This window comes from Actinomadura sp. RB99, assembly GCF_014706005.1.
Lineage (GTDB): Bacteria > Actinomycetota > Actinomycetes > Streptosporangiales > Streptosporangiaceae > Spirillospora.
In genome coordinates this window covers 48008-67700 of record NZ_JABMCA010000018.1, presented here as the reverse complement: position 1 = coordinate 67700, position 19693 = coordinate 48008, and the positions used below count along the sequence as shown (strand labels likewise).

The 19693-nt window shown below is 70.6% G+C and carries 25 protein-coding genes; 16 read left to right on the top strand and 9 right to left on the bottom strand.

Translation table 11 applies throughout. The annotated features are described in order from the left end of the window. Positions 1 to 86: 86 nt before the first annotated feature. Entirely contained in the window at positions 87 to 1217 is a 1131-nt protein-coding gene (locus amrb99_RS18570; protein WP_190857410.1) for a hypothetical protein, read from the bottom strand. Between the two features lie 115 nt (positions 1218 to 1332). Between amrb99_RS18570 and hemG the strand changes: the two genes are divergently transcribed. The 3 genes from hemG to amrb99_RS18555 all read left to right on the top strand — a co-directional run bounded on the left by hemG (position 1333) and on the right by amrb99_RS18555 (position 4160). Beyond that, entirely contained in the window at positions 1333 to 2823 is a 1491-nt protein-coding gene (gene hemG / locus amrb99_RS18565; RefSeq protein ID WP_190857408.1) for a protoporphyrinogen oxidase, read from the top strand. Next, a complete protein-coding gene (gene hemQ / locus amrb99_RS18560) occupies positions 2774 to 3478 on the top strand; it encodes a hydrogen peroxide-dependent heme synthase (RefSeq protein WP_190857406.1) in 705 nt (234 codons plus the stop codon). Before hemG ends, hemQ begins: the two co-directional genes overlap by 50 nt. Positions 3479 to 3566: 88 nt before the next feature. After that, positions 3567 to 4160, top strand: coding sequence for a hypothetical protein (locus amrb99_RS18555; protein WP_190857404.1), 594 nt, complete (start codon positions 3567 to 3569; stop codon positions 4158 to 4160). Between the two features lie 27 nt (positions 4161 to 4187). Here the strand turns inward: amrb99_RS18555 and amrb99_RS18550 are convergent, their stop codons facing one another. Both amrb99_RS18550 and msrB read right to left on the bottom strand, forming a co-directional pair. Beyond that, entirely contained in the window at positions 4188 to 4880 is a 693-nt protein-coding gene (locus amrb99_RS18550) for a TIGR04222 domain-containing membrane protein (RefSeq protein ID WP_347256735.1), read from the bottom strand. Beyond that, a complete protein-coding gene (msrB, locus tag amrb99_RS18545) occupies positions 4804 to 5205 on the bottom strand; it encodes a peptide-methionine (R)-S-oxide reductase MsrB (protein WP_190857399.1) in 402 nt (133 codons plus the stop codon). The genes amrb99_RS18550 and msrB overlap by 77 nt, the downstream gene beginning before the upstream one ends. Positions 5206 to 5269: 64 nt before the next feature. Here msrB and amrb99_RS18540 point away from each other — a divergent pair, with 64 nt between their 5' ends. The 11 genes from amrb99_RS18540 to amrb99_RS18490 all read left to right on the top strand — a co-directional run bounded on the left by amrb99_RS18540 (position 5270) and on the right by amrb99_RS18490 (position 14071). Further along, entirely contained in the window at positions 5270 to 6370 is a 1101-nt protein-coding gene (locus amrb99_RS18540; RefSeq protein WP_190857397.1) for a DNA polymerase domain-containing protein, read from the top strand. 49 nt (positions 6371 to 6419) lie between these two features. Next, entirely contained in the window at positions 6420 to 7316 is an 897-nt protein-coding gene (locus tag amrb99_RS18535) for a tyrosine-type recombinase/integrase (RefSeq protein WP_190857395.1), read from the top strand. 570 nt (positions 7317 to 7886) lie between these two features. Then, positions 7887 to 8183 carry a hypothetical protein gene (locus tag amrb99_RS18530; protein WP_206700001.1) on the top strand — a complete coding sequence of 99 codons (297 nt, stop codon included), beginning with the start codon at positions 7887 to 7889 and terminating at the stop codon, positions 8181 to 8183. An 86-nt stretch (positions 8184 to 8269) separates the two neighbouring features. Next, positions 8270 to 8476: a hypothetical protein gene (locus amrb99_RS18525; RefSeq protein ID WP_190857387.1), complete on the top strand. Its 207-nt coding sequence runs from the start codon at positions 8270 to 8272 to the stop codon at positions 8474 to 8476. Further along, on the top strand, positions 8473 to 10818 hold the full coding sequence (locus tag amrb99_RS51185) for a YfjI family protein (RefSeq protein ID WP_206700000.1): 2346 nt from the start codon (positions 8473 to 8475) through the stop codon (positions 10816 to 10818). Before amrb99_RS18525 ends, amrb99_RS51185 begins: the two co-directional genes overlap by 4 nt. Further along, the gene (locus amrb99_RS18515; protein WP_190857384.1) at positions 10815 to 11258 is read left to right on the top strand and encodes a M50 family metallopeptidase; all 444 of its coding nucleotides are present in this window, start codon (positions 10815 to 10817) and stop codon (positions 11256 to 11258) included. Before amrb99_RS51185 ends, amrb99_RS18515 begins: the two co-directional genes overlap by 4 nt. After that, positions 11255 to 11596: a helix-turn-helix domain-containing protein gene (locus amrb99_RS53205; protein WP_190857381.1), complete on the top strand. Its 342-nt coding sequence runs from the start codon at positions 11255 to 11257 to the stop codon at positions 11594 to 11596. Before amrb99_RS18515 ends, amrb99_RS53205 begins: the two co-directional genes overlap by 4 nt. Positions 11597 to 11612: 16 nt before the next feature. Further along, complete coding sequence (locus amrb99_RS18505; protein ID WP_190857379.1) at positions 11613 to 12353, top strand: hypothetical protein; 741 nt, start codon at positions 11613 to 11615, stop codon at positions 12351 to 12353. A gap of 147 nt (positions 12354 to 12500) precedes the next feature. Then, complete coding sequence (locus amrb99_RS18500) at positions 12501 to 12953, top strand: AAA family ATPase (RefSeq protein ID WP_190857376.1); 453 nt, start codon at positions 12501 to 12503, stop codon at positions 12951 to 12953. Next, positions 12950 to 13150 (top strand): hypothetical protein, encoded by a 201-nt coding sequence (locus amrb99_RS18495; RefSeq protein ID WP_190857373.1) that lies wholly within the window; start codon positions 12950 to 12952, stop codon positions 13148 to 13150. Before amrb99_RS18500 ends, amrb99_RS18495 begins: the two co-directional genes overlap by 4 nt. A 537-nt stretch (positions 13151 to 13687) precedes the next feature. Next, the gene (locus amrb99_RS18490) at positions 13688 to 14071 is read left to right on the top strand and encodes a terminase (protein ID WP_190857371.1); all 384 of its coding nucleotides are present in this window, start codon (positions 13688 to 13690) and stop codon (positions 14069 to 14071) included. A 674-nt stretch (positions 14072 to 14745) separates the two neighbouring features. Here amrb99_RS18490 and amrb99_RS18485 read toward each other — a convergent pair. Then, positions 14746 to 14928: a hypothetical protein gene (locus amrb99_RS18485; RefSeq protein WP_190857369.1), complete on the bottom strand. Its 183-nt coding sequence runs from the start codon at positions 14926 to 14928 to the stop codon at positions 14746 to 14748. 74 nt (positions 14929 to 15002) lie between these two features. Next, complete coding sequence (locus amrb99_RS18480; RefSeq protein WP_190857366.1) at positions 15003 to 15221, bottom strand: hypothetical protein; 219 nt, start codon at positions 15219 to 15221, stop codon at positions 15003 to 15005. Positions 15222 to 15335: 114 nt separating this feature from the next. On the opposite strand from amrb99_RS18480, the gene amrb99_RS18475 reads away from it, so the two are divergent. Both amrb99_RS18475 and amrb99_RS18470 read left to right on the top strand, forming a co-directional pair. Beyond that, positions 15336 to 16070 (top strand): helix-turn-helix domain-containing protein, encoded by a 735-nt coding sequence (locus tag amrb99_RS18475; protein ID WP_206699999.1) that lies wholly within the window; start codon positions 15336 to 15338, stop codon positions 16068 to 16070. Continuing rightward, positions 16067 to 16558: an NUDIX domain-containing protein gene (locus amrb99_RS18470; RefSeq protein WP_190857364.1), complete on the top strand. Its 492-nt coding sequence runs from the start codon at positions 16067 to 16069 to the stop codon at positions 16556 to 16558. Before amrb99_RS18475 ends, amrb99_RS18470 begins: the two co-directional genes overlap by 4 nt. Before the next feature lie 201 nt (positions 16559 to 16759). Here the strand turns inward: amrb99_RS18470 and amrb99_RS18465 are convergent, their stop codons facing one another. The 4 genes from amrb99_RS18465 to amrb99_RS18450 are packed head-to-tail and all read right to left on the bottom strand — an operon-like array spanning position 16760 to position 19552. Further along, entirely contained in the window at positions 16760 to 18724 is a 1965-nt protein-coding gene (locus amrb99_RS18465) for a hypothetical protein (RefSeq protein ID WP_190857361.1), read from the bottom strand. 2 nt (positions 18725 to 18726) lie between these two features. Beyond that, entirely contained in the window at positions 18727 to 19086 is a 360-nt protein-coding gene (locus tag amrb99_RS18460) for a hypothetical protein (protein WP_190857359.1), read from the bottom strand. Next, complete coding sequence (locus amrb99_RS18455; protein ID WP_190857357.1) at positions 19083 to 19370, bottom strand: hypothetical protein; 288 nt, start codon at positions 19368 to 19370, stop codon at positions 19083 to 19085. The genes amrb99_RS18460 and amrb99_RS18455 overlap by 4 nt, the downstream gene beginning before the upstream one ends. Then, a complete protein-coding gene (locus amrb99_RS18450; protein ID WP_190857355.1) occupies positions 19367 to 19552 on the bottom strand; it encodes a hypothetical protein in 186 nt (61 codons plus the stop codon). The genes amrb99_RS18455 and amrb99_RS18450 overlap by 4 nt, the downstream gene beginning before the upstream one ends. Between the last annotated feature and the right edge of the window lie 141 nt (positions 19553 to 19693).

Sequence of the window (19693 nt, the reverse complement as noted above, 5' to 3'; positions counted from 1 at the left end):
GTCGCGATCCGGCCACGGCGGGGGCACACCGGGGTCACGGCCGTCCCCGCGCGGCCGTGCCCCGGCGCATCCGTCCCAGGGGCGCGTCAGCGGTCGGAGAGGACCATCACGCCGGTGTTGACGGTGCCGACGGTGGTGGTGCCGAGCGTCCAGAGGGCGCCGGTGCCGGGGACGACCGCGAGTTGCGTCGCGTTGATGTTGGTCCGGTTCGGGACGGCGCTGGTCGGCACCCGCGACCACGTCCCGCCGCTGTAGTGGAGCAGGCCGGGCTTGGCGGGCTCGTCGAGCGTGTGCCCGAGGGCCCACAGGTCCCCGTCCACGCCCTTGATGATCCTGGTCAGCCCGTTGAGCCCGGCCGGGACGGCGGCCTTCGACCAGGCTGTTCCGTCCCAGTGCATCAGGACGGGCGTGGCGGGCGACGTGTGGTTGTCGGTGCCGGCGGCCCAGGCGTCGGTGGGGGAGAGGGCGACCATGTCGGCGAAGCCGAACCCCACGCCGAGGCCGTCGGTGTTCATGGGGACGCTCTTCCAGGACCGACCGTCCCAGTGCTGCGCCACGAACGTCGTGCTCCACTCGGAGGTGGTGCCGAGGCGCCAGATGTCATCGTCGGCCCGGATGTAGCCCGTGTCGAGGCTGATGTCCGGGAAGGTGGTGACGTGCGTCCACTTGTCCGTCCAGATGTCGCCGGTCCAGCGGTACACGTCGGTCAGGGTGCTGTACCAGACGCCGGACGCGCCGGCCTGCAGCGTCCCGGCGCCGCCGGCTCCCGGAGGCAGCGGCACCTCGTTGAACGCCGAGCCGCCGAAGTGCCCCAGGTAGGGGGACGTCGTCTTGTCGTCGCCGTACCTGACGCCCTTGATCCACACGTCTTCGGGGGCGACCGCGTCGACGTCCTGGATCGAGGCGTGGTTCGGCAGGTTCAGCAGGTCGTACTCCACCCAGTCGCCGTTCTGCCAGCGGCGCACGACCGGGTTGCCGGGAATCTGCGTGCCCATCCCGGGGATCGGTCCGGGGAGGGTGATCGCCCCCTGGTACCCGGTGATCCAGACGCTGTCGGGCGAGGCGGCGTCGACGTCCGTGATGCCGTTCTCCGGCCAGAAGAAGGGCAGGGACACGGGCTTGAAGTCGCCGCGGGTCGCGGCGGACGCGGAGGCGGTCAGGCCGGCGGCCAGGACCACCGCCGCGGCGGCGGCGAGCGGGACTCTCCAGATCTTCATGCTTGCCAGTATTCACTGGCAAGGTCTGAAGATCTTGTCACTCCCGGATAGAAACCGGGCCGTGCTGCGGGCGCCCCGGTGCGCGGTTCCGCGGGGCGTCTGGAAGGCTGGACGCATGACCCCGTCTCGACCCGCCTCCCACGCCGTCGTGGTCGGCGGCGGCATCGCGGGCCTGACCGCCGCGCGCGCGCTCGCCCACGCCGGCGTCCGCGTGACCGTGCTGGAGGGCTCCCCTCTGATCGGCGGCAAGCTCCGGGTCAGCGACATCGCCGGGATCCCGGTGGACGAGGGCGCCGAGTCCATGCTGGCCCGCCGCCCCGAGGGCCTCGCGCTCGTCCGCGCCCTCGACCGCGGCGACGACCTGGTGAACCCCGGCACGACCTCCTCGGCGATCCTCAGCCGCGGCGCGCTCCGCCCCATCCCGTCCGGGCAGGTGATGGGCGTCCCGTCCGACATGAAGGCGCTCGCCGCCTCGCAGGTGCTGTCCCCGGCCGGGCTGGCCCGCGTCCCGCTCGACCTGGTGATGCCCGAGACCCAGCGCGGCGACGACGTCTCGGTGGCCGACTACATCGGCGCCCGGATGGGCCGCGAGGTCGTCGACCGGCTCGTCGAGCCGCTGCTCGGCGGCGTCTACGCGGGACGCGCCGAGCTGCTGTCGTTCGACTCCACGCTGCCCGCCGTGGCCGCCGCCGCGCGCGCCCACCGCTCGCTGATCAACGCCGTCCAGGGCATCCGGGAGACCGCGCCGAAGGACGCCGGTCCGGTGTTCGCCACCCTGACCGGCGGGCTCGGCTCGCTGCCGTCGCTGATCGCCGCCGACGTCGAGGCGGCCGGCGGGACGGTCCGCGTGAACGCCACCGTCCGCGAGCTGCGGCGCCGTCCCGCCGGCTGGCGGCTCACCGTCGGCTCGGCCCGCGACCCCGAACTCCTCGACGCCGACGCCGTCGTGATCGCGGTGCCCGCGGCGCCCGCGTCCCGGCTGCTGGCCGACGAGGTGCCTGCCGCCGGGCGCGCGCTGGCGGGCATCGAGTCCGCGAGCATGGCGATCGTCACCCTCGCCTACCAGGCCACCGCGTTCCCCAAGCCCCTGGACGGCAGCGGATACCTCGTCCCCGGCGTGGAGAGCGACACCGAGGCGGGCGGCCGGGGCGTCAAGGCCGTCACCTTCAGCTCGGTAAAATGGCCGCATCTGCGCGACCGCGACCCGGGCCTCATCGCCGTCCGGTGCTCCATCGGGCGGTTCGGCGAGGAGCACGTGCTCCAGAGGCCCGACGAGGAGCTGAAGGCCGCCGCGATGGCGGAACTGGCCGCCACCTCCGGCGTCACCGAGCTGCCCGTCGACAGCCGGGTGACCCGCTGGGGCGGCGGCCTGCCGCAGTACAACGTGGGCCACGCCGACCGCGTGGCCGGGGTCCGCGCCGCGGTCGCCCGCCAACCGGGGCTCGCCGTCGCGGGCGCCGCCTACGACGGCCTGGGGATCCCCGCCTGCATCGCCTCGGCGAACGCGGCGGCCGACCGGGTGCTGGACCATCTGCGCAGTCGAGGAGGAACGAACGATGTCAGGGACGGAGCCGGCGGCCAGGCCGAAGGCGCGCGAACTCAATAACGTCATCCGCTACACCATGTGGTCGGTGTTCCGGGTGCGCGACACCGGCACGCTCGGCGAGCAGGACGCCGCCGAGGTGCGGGACCTGCTCGACCAGATGGCCGAGAAGGACGTCACCACCCGCGGCTCCTACGACGTGGCGGGCCTGCGCGCGGACGCCGACTACATGTTCTGGTGGCACGCGCCCAGCTCCGACGACCTCCAGGAGGTCTACACGCGGTTCCGCCGCACCGCCGTCGGCCGCGCCAGCGAGCCGGTGTGGTCGCAGATGGCGCTGCACCGCCCCGCGGAGTTCAACAAGAGCCACATCCCGGCGTTCCTGGCCGACGAGGAGCCGCGCGCGTACGTGTGCGTGTACCCGTTCGTCCGGTCCTACGAGTGGTACCTGCTGCCGGACGAGGAGCGCCGCGCCATGCTCGCCGAGCACGGCAAGATGGCGCGCGACTACCCCGACGTCCGCGCCAACACGGTGTCGGCGTTCGCGCTCGGCGACTACGAGTGGATGCTCGCGTTCGAGGCCGACGAGCTGCACCGCATCGTCGACCTCATGCGGCACCTGCGCGGCGCGCGCGCCCGGCTGCACACCCGGGAGGAGATCCCGTTCTACACCGGCCGCCGCAAGCCCCTGGCCGAACTCATAGCGAACCTCCCGTAACCGGAACATTGGGGATCTTGCCCGACGGGAACGTATAGATCCCAGGATCCGCCCAGAATCCGGACGCAACGCCAGTAAAGTGCCGCCCGTGAACGAGACTCCCGCCGGTGCCTCCCGCGGGCGGCACGCCAAGCCGCCGTCCGAGCTGTCCGCCCGCTGGAACCGGATGCTCGCGGCGGCGTCCAGGCGGCGCCGCCTCGTCGCGGTGGGCGCGGGCGGCGCGTCGCTGGCGGTCGTGGCCTTGCTCGCCGCGGTGGCGCTGACCGGCGGCGGCTCCGGCACCGCGCCGAGGGCGGCCGCCGCCGCGCACACGGCCCGGTCCGCGCCGTCCTCCGCCGGAGCGACCCTCGCCGCGGCCGGCGACTCCGGCGATCCCGACGACCTCTCCTCCGAGGCCCTGCCGTACCTGCGGTCCAAGGACCCGGGCGGCGAGATCGTCAAGCATGTCAAGGACGTGCGGCGCAGCGGGACGTTCGTCCGGGTCTACACCGACCTCGGCGAGGACGACGAGAACTCCAAGTCCGCCGTCTCTCTCTGCGAGTGGACGGTCGGCTACCTCAAGGACGGCGGCGATGACGAGCCGCGCGTGTTCGTGCACGGCAAGAGCAGCGACAACGGCAGCGTCGTCCTCGCCAACAAGCAGAGCGACTCCGACGACTGCAAGGTCCCCGACACCCCCTAGGCCCGGCTGGGGCCCGTATCGGCCCGGTCAGAGGCCGTACTGGTTGTCCGAGAGGTTGCTGGATTCCAGGTTCTGGTGGCCTTGCCTGCGGCCCTGGTCCAGTTTCAGCGGCTTCGGGTCCCTGGTCAGCAGGATCTCGCGGAGCCTGGCGTCCTCGACGCCGTCCGGGCCCAGGGCGGCGCAGCGTCCCGGGCCGTCCGGCGGGACGTCCTCGACGGCCCGGTTCCGCGCCGCCCGGCCGGCTCGGGTGGGGCGGAGCGCGCCGCGCAGGCCGCCCCGGACCAGTCCCGCCTCCTTGAGCGCGTCCCCGATGGCGCGGACCTCCTCCGACGCGGCGGCCCCCTGGAGGAGGTCCCCCAGCAGGATGCCCGTGCCGGGGACGAGCGCCAGGAGCGCGGCCTGGACCGCGTCGTCCGCCTCCCGGTTCACGGCCTGCACCCGGTGCGTCCCCCGGGACACGCGGACGCGCCGCCCCTCGTGCAGGGCGACCAGGGCCGTCTGGGCGACCCGGACGGCGCCTCCGGTCAGGAACGCGATCTCGTAGGGACCGTGCTCGCTCTCGTAGGGACCGTGCTCGCCCATGATGGCCTCCCGCGGGCGCGTCGTCGTCCTTAGGACGCGCGGAGCGTGCCCGCGGTTGCGGTCATTCGGCGGGTTCGAGCGTGAGCGACACCGAGTTGATGCAGTACCGGTCGTCGGTCGGGGTGGCGTAGCCCTCACCGTGGAACACGTGGCCGAGGTGGGAGTCGCAGGCGGCGCAGCGCACCTCGGTCCGCACCATGCCGAGCGAGCGGTCCTCGATCAGGGTGACCGCGTCGGAGTCGGACGGCGCGTAGAACGACGGCCAGCCGCAGTGGCTCTCGAACTTGGTCTCCGACCGGAACAGCTCCGTCCCGCAGGCGCGGCAACGGTAGACGCCGACGGTCTTGGTGTCGGTGTACTCGCCGGTGAAGGGCTTCTCGGTGCCCGCCTCGCGGAGCACGTGGAACTCCTCGGGGCTGAGCCGGGCCCGCCACTCTTCCTCGCTCTTGCGGATCTTCTCCATGCTTCGAAGGTACCCGGAGAGGCCGCTCCCGGAGACTGTCGTATCCCTGGGTTAACGTGCAGTCATGGCCTCGCCCTTCATCGAGATCCCGGTAGGGGATCGGCTCGTCAAGGTGACCAATCCCGACAAGGTCTACTTCCCCGAGCACGGCTACACCAAGCGGCAGCTCGTGGAGTACTACATCGCCGTGGGGGAGGGCATCCTGCGGGCCACCCGCGACCGGCCCACCACGCTGGAGCGCTGGCCGGCCGGCGTCTTCGAGGGCGCGAAGATGGCCACCCGGGAGGACTACGCGCGCGGCCAGGCGGGCTTCGGCGCGGGCAGGTCCGACGCGTTCTACCAGAAGCGCGTGCCCAAGGGCGCGCCCGACTGGGTGCGGACGTCCCGGATCGCCTTCCCCAGCGGCCGGTTCGCCGACGAGGTACGGCCGACCGAGGTCGCGGTGATCGCCTGGGCGGCGAACCTCGGCACGCTGACGTTCCACCCGTGGCCCGTCCGCGACGGCGACGTCGACCACCCGGACGAGCTGCGCATCGACCTCGACCCCCAGCCCGGGACCGACTTCTCCGACGCCGTGCGGGTCGCGCTCGGCCCGGCCCGCGACCTGCTGTCCGAGCTGGGCATGACGGGGTTCGTGAAGACCTCCGGCAAGGGCGGCGTGCACATCTACGTGCGGATCGAGCCGCGCTGGACGTTCACCGAGGTGCGCCGGGCGGCGCTGGCGTTCGGCCGCGAGGTGGAGCGCCGCGTCCCCGACGAGGTCACCACCCGGTGGTGGAAGGAGGAGCGGGGCGAGCAGATCTTCATCGACTTCAACCAGAACGCCCGCGACCGGACGATCGCGTCGGCCTACAGCGTCCGGCCGGCCCCGCACGCGCCCGTCTCGGCGCCGGTGACCTGGGACGAGCTGGCCGACGTCGACCCGCGCGACTTCACGATCGCCACCATGCCGGAGCGGTTCGCGAAGGTCGGCGACCTGCACGCGTCGATCGACGACGAGGCGTTCTCCCTGGACAGGCTGCTGGAGCTGGCCGACCGCGACGAGCGCGACCACGGCCTCGGCGACATGCCGTACCCGCCCAACTACCCGAAGATGCCGGGCGAGCCGAAGCGGGTTCAACCGAGCCGGAAAGCCGCCTCTACCAGGGAAAACACTGCGGAGTAGCTCCACACGGGGACTAGCATAACGCAGGTTCGCCAGATAACCTACCCCCGTGACTGAACCCCTGGACGGTCTCTTCGCGTCGTTCGCGCGGGACCTACGTGCGGCACAGAAGGCGCCACGCACGATCGAGATCTACGGGCAAGCTGTCCGGTTCTTCTCTGAGTGGCTCGCCTCCAAGGGCACCCCTGCCACCGTCGACGCGCTCACCAAGGAGAACCTCGCGGACTGGTTCGCGCACCTCGCCGATGAGGGCCAGTCGGAGAACACGATCTTGACGCGGTATCGCTCCATGCGTCGGTTCGTGCGATGGCTCATCGCCGAAGAGGAGATCGAGGGCAACCCGTTCGCGACGCTGGAGCAGCCGAAGCCTCAACCCAAACCGGTCCCGGTCCTGACCGACAAGGACGTCCTGGCGCTGTTCAAGACGTGCGACCCCAAGACGTTCCGGGGCCGGCGGGACGAGGCGATCCTCCGTGTGCTGTTCGACTGCGGACTACGCATCAGCGAGCTCGCCGGACTAACCGTCGATGACGTCGACCTCGACCAAGAGGTACTGCGGGTCGTCGGGAAGGGCGGCAAGGTTCGCGTCGTCCCGTTCGGCGCGAAGACCGCCCGCTCTCTCGACCGGTACCTACGGCTCCGCCGCCGGCATGAGCATGCCGACGCTGACGGGCTGTGGCTGGGGCAGCGCGGCCCCTATTCCACGTGGGGCGTGGACAACATGCTCCGCGGCCGTGCCGAGCAGGCGGGCGTCGAGGGGCTCCACGCGCACCGGTTCCGCCATACAGCAGCACATGACTGGCTCGTCCAGGGCGGACAGGAACGCGACCTCATGCGTCTGATGGGCTGGTCCTCGGACACGATGATCGGCGTCTATGGCGCGTCAGCCGCCGTCGAGCGCGCGCACAAGGCGGCGCGGCGACTCAAGAGGGGGGACCGCCTGTGACGCAGGGCCTTTTCAACTACGACTTGTAGTCGAACAGGGCGGTCGGTGCGGTCGCACGCGGGATGCATGGAAACCTTGGCTGAGCCGGGCGTCCTGGATGGTTCGCGGCACCCCGCCCCCGGATTCTCGGAGAATCTCGGAATGGCTCGCCGCCTATCAAAGACGCAGGTCGGAGCGTGTCTGATCGCGTCTGATTGATTCCTAGAGTCAGTCCTAGCCAGTCTTTTCTTCTCGTTATGCATATCCGCATACGGATAGTTGATCATGGTTTGCTCTGAGAGCGCTGTGCTTGAATTGCGTAGCCCGTTTGGAGGTGCTAGAAAACAAGTCAGGCCCGACAGAGCGTAGTCGCCAAACTAGCCGCTCTACCGGGCCCAACCAACCAAATACCCAGCTCAGCGCTGGGATCATGCTGGGCCCTACTCGCGTGTGGGTACCCAGCGCTGTCAGATTACGGGCAGGGCTCGCCAGGTTGCAAACAAGCCAGGTGAGTAGGAGGGCGCGCCGCGCCCGAGCGCCATGCTGACATGATCCCCGCGTTGCGCTGGGCCATATGGGAGAGGTCCCCCCATGGCCCTGACGCCAGAAGAACGCTCGCTCCGCGCCACCATGGCGGCCCACAGCAAGTGGGCGAAGACCGGCGACCGCAGCGAGGAGACGGCCGCCGGCCGGGCTGCGTTCGAGTTGCGGTTCTACCGCGAGGTTGACCCCGACAACACGCTCGACCCCGCCGAGCGCGAGAAGCGGGCCGCGAACGCCCGCCGCGCCTACTTCGCCAGGCTCGCCTTCAAGTCGGCCGTCGCGCGCCGCAAACGCGCCGCCCAGGCGCAGCCTGCAGCCGAAGCGGGGGAGGCGGCGGCATCGTGACCACCGGAAAGCGAAGCGGCCCCCCGCCCGACACGGAGAGCCGCCCACAGAAGTCCTCGACCAGGACGACGACCAGCGTAGCCGACATGCCGGTCCCGGTCGTCGCATACCAGCCGGACGCGCGCCGCACCCGCTGGCTGGTCGTCCTCGAGGTCTGCCCCAGGTGCCAGCGCCCCCACCAGTTCTACGGCACCCGGACGGCGCCGCCGCGTGTCCGTTCGTGCTGCGGACGGACCTACCACCTGTTCCCGATCTTTGGCGGGAACTCCGAGCCGCCGGAGGGTGCCGCGTGAGCGACCGGCCGGTTGACCGGCTCCTCGATGCGCTGCAGGCGCAGGACTTCACCGTCCTGCCCCGCGGCGGCTACTGGTCGGCGCAGTGCCCCGCGCACGACGACCGCAACCCGTCCCTGTCCATCCGGATCGGGGACCGGCAACCCGTCCTTCTGGACTGCAAGGCCGGTTGCCACCCGAACGATGTCATCGCCGCTCTCGGGTTCACGTGGCCTGACCTGTGCCACCCGCGTGAAGACGACCAGGGCGCCGGCGAGTGGACGCCCCACGGGCCCGCGACCACCGTCTATGACTACGTCGACGAGCACGGCGTACTGCTGTACCAGGTGCTCCGCACGGCCGGGAAGCAGTTCCCGGTGCGCATCCCCGACGCGACCGCGAAGCACGGGTGGCGGTGGAAGCTCGGCGACACCCGCCGGGTGCCGTACCGGCTCCCCGAACTCGTCGCGGCCGTCGCGGCCGGGAACCCGGTGTTCATCGTCGAGGGCGAGAAGGACGCCGACACCCTCGCCCGCCACGGCGTCACCGCCACGTGCAACCCGGGTGGCGTGGGCGGCGGGTGGCGTGCGGAGTACAGCGACTTCTTCAAGGGCGCGGACGTCACCATCGTCCAGGACCGCGACGACCAGGGACGCCAGCACGCTGCGAAGGTGTCTGCAGCCCTCGCCCACGTCGCCCGGACCGTCCGGGTCGTCGAGGCTGCGGAAGGCAAGGACGCTACCGACCACATCAACGCCGGTCATGCGGTCGCGGACCTGGTCCCCGCCGAAACGCATCCCACAAATCCCAGAATGGCCAGTGACAGCCAGGAGGGCGCCGCTGCGGCTAATTCTGGGATTTCTGGGACGCGTTCTGAGGAGTGGGACGATCCGATCCCCGTCGAGGTCGCGCCGCTCCCCGCGTTTCCCGTGGAGCGGCTCGGCAAGCTGGCGCCGTTCGTGGAGGCGGGCGCTGCTGCCCTGCAGACTCCGCCGGATCTCATTGCGTTCGCGTGCCTCGCCACCATCTCCATGTGCACGGGCGGGCGCCGGTACGTGCGGGTGAAGCCGAGTTGGTCGGAGTCGTTGGCGCTGTACATGGCTGCCCTAGCTGACTCCTCCGAGAAGAAGACGCCGGCGCTGAACCTCGCCGCGGAGACGCTCCGCGACGTCGAGGGCCATCTCATGGAGGCGGCCCGGCCGGAGGTGGAGAAGAAGGCTCAGGAGATCCGCATCACCCAGGCGCGTATGGCGAAGGCTGAGCAGAAGGCCGCCGGTGACAAGCCGGACAACGCCATCGCGGATGCGGAAGCCGCCCGAGACAAGCTTCTGGAACTGGGGGAGGCGCCCCACCTTCCCCGGCTGCTGATCCGTGACGCGACCCTTGAGGCCATCGCCAAGGTGATGTACGAGCAGGGCGGCCGCATCGGTCTTCTCGCCTCCGAGGGCGGGCTCCTCAAGGTCGCGGCGGGTTTGTACGGCAACAACGGCAAGGCCAACACCGACCTGTTGCTCGAGGCGTTCAGCGGCGGCCCGTACACCATCGACCGGACGGGCCGCCCCGCGGCGCACATGCCCACGACGTTCCTGTCCGTGGGGCTCATCGTGCAACCCGGGGTCCTCGCCGGCATCGAGAAGAAGAACCCCGAGTTCCGCGAGAACGGTCTCTTGGGCCGGTATCTGTACGCCCTGCCCGCAGCCTGCGGCGTCGACTCGTTCAGCGCACCTGACATCCCCATCGAGGTCTGCAACGAGTACGACCGGCGGATCCGAAGGCTGATCACCTCGGTTTACCCCGACCATGAGCCGCACGCGCTCACGCTGACGCCGGAAGCGCTGCAGATGTTCGGCCAGTACTACGACGACTTCGCCAAGCGCAGGATGCCGGGCGGGGACCTCCACGACATCGCCGACTGGGCGGGCAAGTTCCGCGGGCAGCTCATCCGCCTCGCCGCGTGCTTGACGCTCTATGAGGAGCCGCTCGCCCGCGAGATCACCGCGGAACGCATCGCCGATGTGCTGGCGATGGCGCCGTACTTCATCGCGCACGCACGGGCCGTGTTCGACCTGATGGGCCAGAACCACGCCGGACGTCTCAAGCCGCTGCAGGACGTCCTAGCGTGGCTCCGTCAGCGCAGCAAGCCGGGCGCGGACTTCACCGCGCGGGAGGTCTGGCAGGCGCTCAAGGGCCGCAAGTGGGCCGAAGACATGGACGCCATGTGGTCGGTTCTTGAGGACCTGGAGGAGCACGGCTGGATAGCCATGCTCCCGCCGCCGGACACCTCCGGCCGCCGCGGCCGTAAGCCTTCACCACGCTATGAGGTCCACCCATGGGTCGCCGAGCCCCCGGAGTCCTCCACATGAGCCGCATGGCAACCGCATGGCATGAGGCCGGACACGCCGTCATGTGCCACATGGTCCGCGGTCACTTCCGCTACATCACCCTGCGGCCACGGGGGAAGAAGGCTGGCACGAACGGCCACGTGTACGGCGTCCGCACGCCCGGCCGACTAGCCATGGTGTATGTCCTGATGGCTGGCCCGGTCGTGCAATCGGCGATTGAGGGGCGGCCCGTCGTGGACGTCCTCACCAGCACGGGATGCCGGGACCTGCTCAAGGCTGCCGACATCGTTGAGCGAACCCCCGGCATAGACCTCTGGGAGACGGTCCTTGCCGTCGACAAGGTTCTCGCCGTGAGCACCCGCCTACGGGCGGTCGAGACGATCGCGAACGCCCTGCAGGATCAGACCCGCGCCCTCACTTACCGAGAGTTCCTCGCACTGCTGGGGGAGGGCGACAAGTGACCGACGCCCCAGGGATCAGCGCGGAGACGTTCACGATTCTCCGCCGGCTCCGCCGCCAGTACCGCAACCGGCCCGCGATCCACCGGGACCTACTCATCATCCACTACCTGGTGGAGGAGTACGGGTGCGCCGACGCACCTGTATTCGCCGGTCAGGACGGTGATCCGGGATCGTTGGAGATGACACCGAGCGAGGTAGCGGCCCGGCTCGGAGTCACTCCGAAAGCCGTCCGGCAGGCATGCCGGACCGGGCGCCTCAAAGCCGTGAAACGGCCGGGCTCCCGCGAATGGCGGATCACCGCCGCGGCGTACGTGGAGTACCGCAACCGGGCCGCCTGAGCAGGAGGGCGCCGGCGTGCCGATCGACGAAGACTCCATGAACAAGATCCGGCGCCGGCAGGACGCCTACAACCGGCGCATCAAGCTGATCCGCTCCGACATCACCCTGTCCGCGGAAGGCAAGCGGCAGGCGATGGCGGTCGCCCGCCAGCAGGCCCTCAACGACATTGAGGCCATCAAGCAGGCTGCGCAGCAGACCTACAGCGGACGGCGCGCCGAGCTCGAGCGCAAGCTGTTCGACCTGTCCGCCGACTACCCCGATTCGGTGGGTGCGTCGCTGTCCATGCGGGACGCAGCCGACCGGGTCCGGGACATCAAGACCGGAGCGGAAGCCCAGATCATGATGGGGCAGGCGATCCGCCACGGCGACCACATCCTGCAGCGCGCACTGTTCGACGCCGGGTGGCAGCGCGCCGGCGACCGGATGCTCGGATCCGGCTGGGGCGAAGTCGTCCGCGCCTACGTCGACCAGGCCCGCCCTGACCTCAAGCCCGTGGTCGACGAGCTCGTCCACCTACAGAACGTCGACACCCGCGAGCGCCGCACCATGGAGGCGATCGAGACCGGCGTGCACCGGCCGCCGGAGATGGAGGGCATGAGCCCCGCCGACGTCCAGCGGGTCACGGCCGCCGCTCCGCCGGACGGCGCGGACGTCTCCCACCTGAACCCCGGTGGCGGGACGCAGACGCAGCAGACGGCGAATCAGGCGTTCGCCGAGATGACCCGCGAAGCGCAGAACGGCACCTACGGGGCATGACCGCTCGGATTAGGCCCCCGAGAGGAGGCGGACACGGCGAGGGTTTCGACCTCCTTTCCCCTCACCGTGTCGCGGTCACCAGGCGTGGGGACGGCCGGCTCTCAGGGCCACGGGGCCCGGCCGTCCCCACCACAGCAGGGGGCAGCGATGCCCGGTGACGTGATCCTCGTGTGCGGCCCACCGGCCGCCGGGAAGTCGACGTGGGTCAAGCAGCACGCGCGGCCCGGTGATCAGATACTCGACTTCGACCAGATCTGTCGGACGCTCGGCTCCCACTCCCACCACGACCACCCGCGCCACGTCCGCGCCATGGCCAAGGACGTACGCCGCGCGCTGGAGGACCGGGCCGCCGCGATGCCGCGCCGCACATGGGTGATCCGGTCACTCGCCGAGCCGGACAAGCGGGCCGCGGTCGCCGAGCGTCTCGGCGCGCGGGTCGTGGTGCTGGCCACCCCTGCGGAGGAAGCACTCGCACGCGCCGCCGCGGACAGCCGACCGGGCTGGACTCAGGAAGCCATCACGTCGTGGTGGGACCGCTACCAGCCTGCCGACATCGACGTACCCGCCGAGTCGTTCGACCAGCCAGCGGAGACGACGTGACCGAGCCTGCGATCCCACCTCACCTACTCGTCTACCGCGATGAGGACTGGCTCCACCTGGTCGAGGACAGCGTCACCTACCGCGGACTCAGGGCCCGGGAGTTGCAGCGCATGGCACAGGACCGATGGGCCAACGACCACGGCATGTGGCGCGCAGAGTTCGAGGCACTTCAAGCCAAGCAGCAGGAGCAGCCGTGACCATCACCGCCGGCGCACCGTACACCGCATGGTCGGTCGGACCGCTCACCACCAGGTGCACGGTCGGCCCCATCACCGCCACCTCGGAGGGCATGGCATGGGACGACGCATCCAAGACAACCCACGCGACCGCGTCGAGGCCGCAGGCCAGTGGCGCAGCGCACCACGACCCGTCGACTGGCCCGCCAGAGTCGAGGCCGTACTCAACCGCGACCGCGTCTGCCAGTGGCCGATCAGCGCCGCCGGCGACGTCTGCGGCAACCCCAACGACCTCGAGTGCGACCACATCGGCGACCCCACCGACCACTCCCTACCCAACCTCAGAGCCCTCTGCAGAACGCACCACAGGCGCCGCACAGCACAGCAGGGAGCCGCAGCCCGCAACGCCAAGCGCCGACCCCGCAAGCGGCCACCAGAGCAGCACCCGGGGCTCCTCTAACCCACCTGGGGCCAACCCCCGCGCCGTTCCAAAGACGAGCCCGGCAGGGTATTACGCCCGCCCCTCGCTGGACCCTGAAACGAACGGAGGTGCCGGTCATGGCTGATGGGAAGGTGCCGCGGGCACCGTCCGGGACCGGTTCGTCCGGCCGGCGGCTGTGGTCTGAGGTGCTCGGCGAGTACGAGCTCGAGGAGCATGAGCTCGCTCTGCTGCGGGAGATGGTCCGGACGGTCGACCTGTTGGACGACCTTGACGCGCAGGTCCGCAAGGACGGGCTGATGGTTGAAACCGCAGGTGGCGGGCGCCGTGTGCATCCGGCTGCGGTGGAGGCGAGGCAGACCCGCATCGCTTTGGCGCGGCTGTCGGCTGCGTTGCGGCTCCCGGCCGGCGAGGAGGGAGACGAGCAGCAGACCGCGCGGCCCCGTCGCCCACAGCGCCGTGTCGGTGTCCGCGGCCCGTACCGGATGAGGCCGGTGTCATGAGGCGCCGGAACGCCCCGGAAGACGCCGGAAAGCGGCCTCCAGAGCCGTTGAGACGGTTCCGAACGGCCGATTGGCTGCGTCCTGGTGACGTCCTGCCGGGTGAGGAGTGGGCGGTGCTCGGCGGGCGGCTGTGGGGCCGGTACTGCGCTGCGAAACGGGCGTGGGCTGCGGAGCGTGGGCTGTCGGCGAGGGAGATGGACGAGTTGTGCAGGGGGCGGGATGCGGCGTAGGGGCGAGACAGCGGACCGCGGTGCGCTGGTTGACGAGCTCGTCATGACGGCGCCGGTTGCTGGGTGGCAGCACCGGCTAGGGGACCGCGGCGCGGCCCGGTCGTATGAGCGGCTGCAGGAGCTCGCCCGGTTGCTCGGCTTCCCGGCACCGCCGCCTCTCGAGCGGCTGGCGGACACTGGGGCGCGCACTCCGCTGGACGAGTGGTACGCCGCTTGCGGTGTCGACTGACGATCCCCCAGACCCGTACGGAGGGGCCGCACCGACACCTCGCCGGGCTCAAGCTGGCGGGGTGTGGGGATACCTCGCCAGGCCCGCCAAGGGGTACACGACAGCGTGTACCCCTTCCATGAAGCGACCCCCGAACCTGGGCCGCTGGTCCGGGGGTCTGGCACCGCGACCCCTGGGGCTCGGGGGTTCAGACCGCCCCAGGGGTCGCGGCTGTCTCAGGTGAGGAACCGTTCCACCACCGCGGTTGGGTCGGTGAGCGTGGGGAGGTAGAGCTCCCTCACGCGGTTCTTGCGGACGATGCCGCGCCACCATCCGGGCTGGCCGGTCTGGTAGACGACGGCGATGATCTCGCCGGTGCCGCGGACGCTGCCGGTGTAGACGCCGGCGCCGCCTTCCACGTCGATCAGGCGGGAGTTTGGGTCAGCGACCGCGGGGCCTGGCACGCCGGGACCGCCGCTGACCCTCCCCCCGCTCATCGTGCGCCGCCCCGCCTGGTCTTGGCGAGGAGCAGCTCCCGGAGCTCCTCCGGAGAGTCCGCCTCGAGCGCGTCGCGGCCGAGCGTCTCACTGGTGACGGTGTGGGACGCCCACCACCGGTTCTTCGTGGAGATGATGAACGACCACTCGGGGAACTCCTCCCGGAGCTGCGCCCGGATCCCCTCAGCGTCGCCGGTCGGCATGGTCTGTGCCATGGGTCACACACTGCTTTGCGAGCCACACCCAGGGCGATGACACCGCAAGACATCTACCGACATCTTGCGGCCACGGGTATGCCGCCAGATGTCCGCTGGTGTCAGTATCGCCAGATGAACGAGCGACTCCGGCGCGCGATGCTGCGGCGAGGACTGGACATGGAGAGCCTCGCCGGCGCGGCCGAGGTGAGCGTCAAGAGCGTTGAGCGGTGGATCCGCGGCGAGGTCGTCCCGTACCCGCGGACCCGCTACCGGGTGTCGGCGATCCTCCAAGAGGATGAGTCGTACCTGTGGCCGAACGCCGTCGACAAGGCGTCGCTGACGGGTGCGGAGCTGGTGTCGACGTGGCCGCGCCGTCAGGACGTCCCGAAGCATCTGTGGACGGAGCTGCTTCGCCAGGCTGAACGGAACGTGGACTACCTCGCGTACGCGGGCCTGTTCCTGACGGAGGAGCATCCCGACTGGATCCCGCTGCTTCGTGAGCGTGCCGCCGCCGGCGCCCGGGTGCGGCTTCTGCTCGGCGACCCGGAGGGGGAACAACTCAGGGCGCGGGACGGTGAGAAGCAGATCGGCGGGGGCGTCGCCGGGCGGGTCGCCGCGGTCCTGTCGTACTACCGGCCCCTTGCCGGGGTCGCGGAGATCCGGCTCCATGACACCCCGCTCTACAACTCGATCTACCGGTTCGATGACGAGGCCATCGTCAACAGCCACGTCTACGGGATCCTCGCTGCGTACACCCCGACGATGCATATCCGCCGTGTGGATGGCGCGTACTTCGGTACCTACCTGGAGTCGTTCGAGCGGGTGTGGGCGTCGGCGAGGCCGCTGGACGGAGGCGAGGACCGGTGAGCAAGCGAACCAAGCGCGTCGACCACTGGCAGGACCCGGACGCGCCGGAGCCGACCAGCCGCAAGCCGTCCGCGTCGGTGCTCGTCCGCGACGGCGCCGGGCGGGTGCTGATGCTGCAGCGTCCCGATAACGGGCTGTGGACGATCCCGACCGGCGGGTTGAAGAAGGGCGAGACGATCACCGAGTGCGGGATCCGGGAGTGCCAGGAAGAGACCGGGATCGTCATTGAGGTCACGGGCCTGGTCGGTGTGTTCACCACACCTGATCACGTCATCGAGTACATCAAGGGTGGGCGGGTCGATGAGGTCCGGCAGCCGGTGAACGTGTGTCTTCACGCCCGCCCGATCGGCGGGGAGCTGACGACGACCGATGAGGCGTCCGCGGTGCGGTGGGTCGACCCGGACGAGCTCGGCGAGTACGAGATCCATCCGGCGTTGCGGCGCCGTATCGACCACGGGTTGAGCGGCGAGGCGCCACACGTCGATTGACGGTCCCCGGGTGGCATGGGGTGGATCCCGTTTGGGTGGTGTTGCACCCGGGCGGGGGCTGGGGGAGGGATATACAGGTCAACGGGGGTGCGCACCCTGTGTTGCACCAGGGCGTGCACCCCCGTGTTGCACCCGCGTGGGCACCCGTGTTGCAGCATGATCAACATGGGTGCGCGCGGAGCCCACGCGCAGCCGTGCGCGCTAGGCGGGTATGGGCGCCGGGCGCCGCAACAGGGTGTGCCGCTGCGCCTCGTCGTCGTATCCGAGCACGCCCTCCTCGCGGAGCTTGCGCAGAAGCCGCTGCACCGTCTGACGGGACGCGCCGGCCGCCGTCCAGACCGGCGCGAGGTCCTTGGTGGCGAAGTCCTCGCGTCCCTCGTCGAGCCACGTCGAGCACTGGCTCAGTACCGCCGTCCGCAGCTCCGCCGCGCTGAGCCGCTCGGCGGGCCGCGAGAACGTGAATTCCTGGTCCTCGGGGTCGTCGGTGATCGGGTCGTCGATGTCGCCGGTCACCTCCGGGTCGGGGTCCTCGGTGTCGACGGTCGGCGTCCAGTCGTCGCGGTCGATGTCGTCGGGGTCGTCGTCGCTGTCCTTCACAGTGGGAGGTGATACCCGCGACGACGCGATGGCCGCGGTGAACTCGTCGATGGTCTTGGCCGCCGCCGGCCACTGCTCGGCGTGCGCCCTGAGCGCGTCGGTGTCGGGCGTGACGCCGTCCGGCTTCAACCATGCGAACGTGCGCAGCGGCATCGCGATACGGGCCCTGTCGATGCTGGGAGCGTCCAGGTAGGCCATGCCGGGCTGAGAGGACCCCCACAGCTCCGGGCGGGCGCCTGCGTCGTCCTGAGCCTCCGACAGCCCGAACGCCGCGTCCTGGGAGTTGGCGACCCCGAACGTGAGGTGCGCCAACTGCCCTCTCGCAACCGTCGGCATCTGGCTCCAGTCGGAGCGCTGCAGGGACAGGATGATGGACCCGCCGGCGGACCGGATCGCCTTAAGCAGCTTGAGGAACGTCTCGGTCCCCTTGTCGCCCAGGGCATCGAAGATGTCCGGGACCTCCTCGAACCATCCGATCTGGTAGGTCAGGCCGCAGCCCGGCTCCCAGTTGGCGAACCCCCGCGCCGACAGCCAGTCGGTACGCGGCTTGAGCTGGGCGTGCATGTCGTTGATCAGCGACCGCACCCCGCCCTTGGTCGTCTCGAACCGGTGCAGCGCGGGACGCAGCGGCCCCAAGCTCTGCTCTCCCTTGGTGATGTCGGCTGCGAACACCGCGGCGTCATGGCGGGTGACGATCTCCGCGATGTAGTTCCACGCCGCGCCGATCGACTTGCCGGCGCCGGTCTTGCCCATCGCCTGCAGGTGGTGCCCGATGAGGATGTGCTCGACGTCCTCGCCGTCCTGCCACACCGCCGGCCGCAGCGGCTCGGCGATCGACCCGCCCGGCCGGGACGGACCCGGCCACCCGATCGGCTCCCGCATGAGCCGCGGGTCCGAGAGCGTGACGTGCGCGAGGTCCGCCCGGTCCATGTTCGGCGCGACCGTCATCGTGCCCGGAGGCAGGCCCATCGCGCCCTCGATGTGCTCGGTCTTCTTCTGGATGTCGGCGACGACCTTCTCACCGGCGGGCAGCGCCATCGCCGCCTCGATCTTGCGGTCGCCGGCCTTCACCGTCGCCATGCGGGCGCCGTCGAGGTTGGCCTTGTCCTTGTTGGCATCGAACAGGAACGCCAGCGCGTCATTGACACCCTGGGCGCCCTGCCTCGAGCGGATCACCGTGCGGATGTTCCACGCCGCGGCCGTGACGAGCCCGCCGGCGACCCAGAACCACAGGATCACCGGCTGAGTGAACCCGGCGACCGAGCACGCCGTGACCCACATCGACACCGCCGCAGTGGTCGCGGTCGCCGACCCGCGCCCCAGGAACCCGCGCTCGTGCGCGACCAGCCACGTCACGCCGGTCAGCAACACCGACCCGAGCGTGAGCCCGATCGCCGACCAGGCCACCGCCGAGCCGCGCCCGAACAGCGCGTGCAGCGCCGTCCCGACTCCGGCGATCAGCGGCCACAGCAGCCACGGCGGAGCCAGCGTCATCAGCTTGGACGCCTGCGCGGCCTTCACCCGCTCCCACGACGATTCCTCGGTGAGCGCGATCTGCTTCGTCGACATGGTCAGTCGTCCTTGAAGTCGAAGTTACGGGTCGGCTTGCGCGGCGGATTCAGCACGTCCGCGAACTCCTTGCGGAACTGCGCGTGGAACCGGACCATCTCCGCGCCCGCGGCCTTGGTGTGCTCCCCGGCCCGCTGCAGACGCTTCTTCACCCGCCGCGCCCGGAGCCGCACGTCCACCCCGAACAGCAGCGGGTTCCCCTTCTGCGACCCGACCAGCGCCGCGTACACCTCCTCGGACGCGAGCTCGAACTCGATGGTCAGGTCCCGGCAGATCGACCGGCCCGCCTGCGAGTACTCGGTGATGGACTTGGAACCCGTGAACGGGATGTTCGCGAGCTCGGGGATCCGGTCCTTGCTCACCGGGCCTCCTCGGGGTCGATGACGGGCGCGTCCTTGGCGTCGACGACGGTCACGTCCTCGGCGTCGTAGTAGCCGAGCCGGTACCGGTCGGCGATGCGGCGGCCGAACCTGCGCAGCCACCCGGGCGGGGTGCCGAACAGCGCGGACAGCAGCGCCGCCGGCGCCGCCACGGTGACCCGCAGGACCGCGACCAGGACGCCGACCAGGCCGCGCAGCACGGCGACCAGGCGCCGCCACAGCGACGGGTCACGGCGGATCGGGCGGGGAGTCGTCGAGATCGTCACCGGCCCCGCCTCCAGGTGATCGGGGACCGGAACCGCGGCGTCCGCACGGTGGTCCCGACGTAGAAGCCGGCGCCGATCAGCCCGGCGCCCGTCGCGACGGGTACGGGCACGGCGAGCAGGTACGTCAGCAGCAGGTACACCCCGCCGCCGACGATGCCCGCGACCATGAGCAGATCCAGCACGGTCGCGCGCCTGCGCGTCCGCCGGGTACGGGTACCTCGCCGGGTACCCCTGCGCTGAGACATGATGGTTGTTCCTCCTGTGTGAGGGAGGACCAGGCCCCGGGTCCGGGCCGTCCAAAGCTGGCCCGGGGCCTGGTCACG

Excerpts from the sequence above, each read along its gene's own strand:
- amrb99_RS18570 (WP_190857410.1), bottom strand. The coding sequence starts at position 1,217 with ATGAAGATCTGGAGAGTCCCGCTCGCCGCCGCCGCGGCGGTGGTCCTG.
- hemG (WP_190857408.1), top strand. The coding sequence starts at position 1,333 with ATGACCCCGTCTCGACCCGCCTCCCACGCCGTCGTGGTCGGCGGCGGC.
- hemQ (WP_190857406.1), top strand. The coding sequence starts at position 2,774 with ATGTCAGGGACGGAGCCGGCGGCCAGGCCGAAGGCGCGCGAACTCAAT.
- msrB (WP_190857399.1), bottom strand. The coding sequence starts at position 5,205 with ATGGAGAAGATCCGCAAGAGCGAGGAAGAGTGGCGGGCCCGGCTCAGC.
- amrb99_RS18540 (WP_190857397.1), top strand. The coding sequence starts at position 5,270 with ATGGCCTCGCCCTTCATCGAGATCCCGGTAGGGGATCGGCTCGTCAAG.
- amrb99_RS18530 (WP_206700001.1), top strand. The coding sequence starts at position 7,887 with ATGGCCCTGACGCCAGAAGAACGCTCGCTCCGCGCCACCATGGCGGCC.
- amrb99_RS18525 (WP_190857387.1), top strand. The coding sequence starts at position 8,270 with ATGCCGGTCCCGGTCGTCGCATACCAGCCGGACGCGCGCCGCACCCGC.
- amrb99_RS18515 (WP_190857384.1), top strand. The coding sequence starts at position 10,815 with ATGAGCCGCATGGCAACCGCATGGCATGAGGCCGGACACGCCGTCATG.
- amrb99_RS18500 (WP_190857376.1), top strand. The coding sequence starts at position 12,501 with ATGCCCGGTGACGTGATCCTCGTGTGCGGCCCACCGGCCGCCGGGAAG.
- amrb99_RS18490 (WP_190857371.1), top strand. The coding sequence starts at position 13,688 with ATGGCTGATGGGAAGGTGCCGCGGGCACCGTCCGGGACCGGTTCGTCC.
- amrb99_RS18480 (WP_190857366.1), bottom strand. The coding sequence starts at position 15,221 with ATGGCACAGACCATGCCGACCGGCGACGCTGAGGGGATCCGGGCGCAG.
- amrb99_RS18475 (WP_206699999.1), top strand. The coding sequence starts at position 15,336 with ATGAACGAGCGACTCCGGCGCGCGATGCTGCGGCGAGGACTGGACATG.
- amrb99_RS18465 (WP_190857361.1), bottom strand. The coding sequence starts at position 18,724 with ATGTCGACGAAGCAGATCGCGCTCACCGAGGAATCGTCGTGGGAGCGG.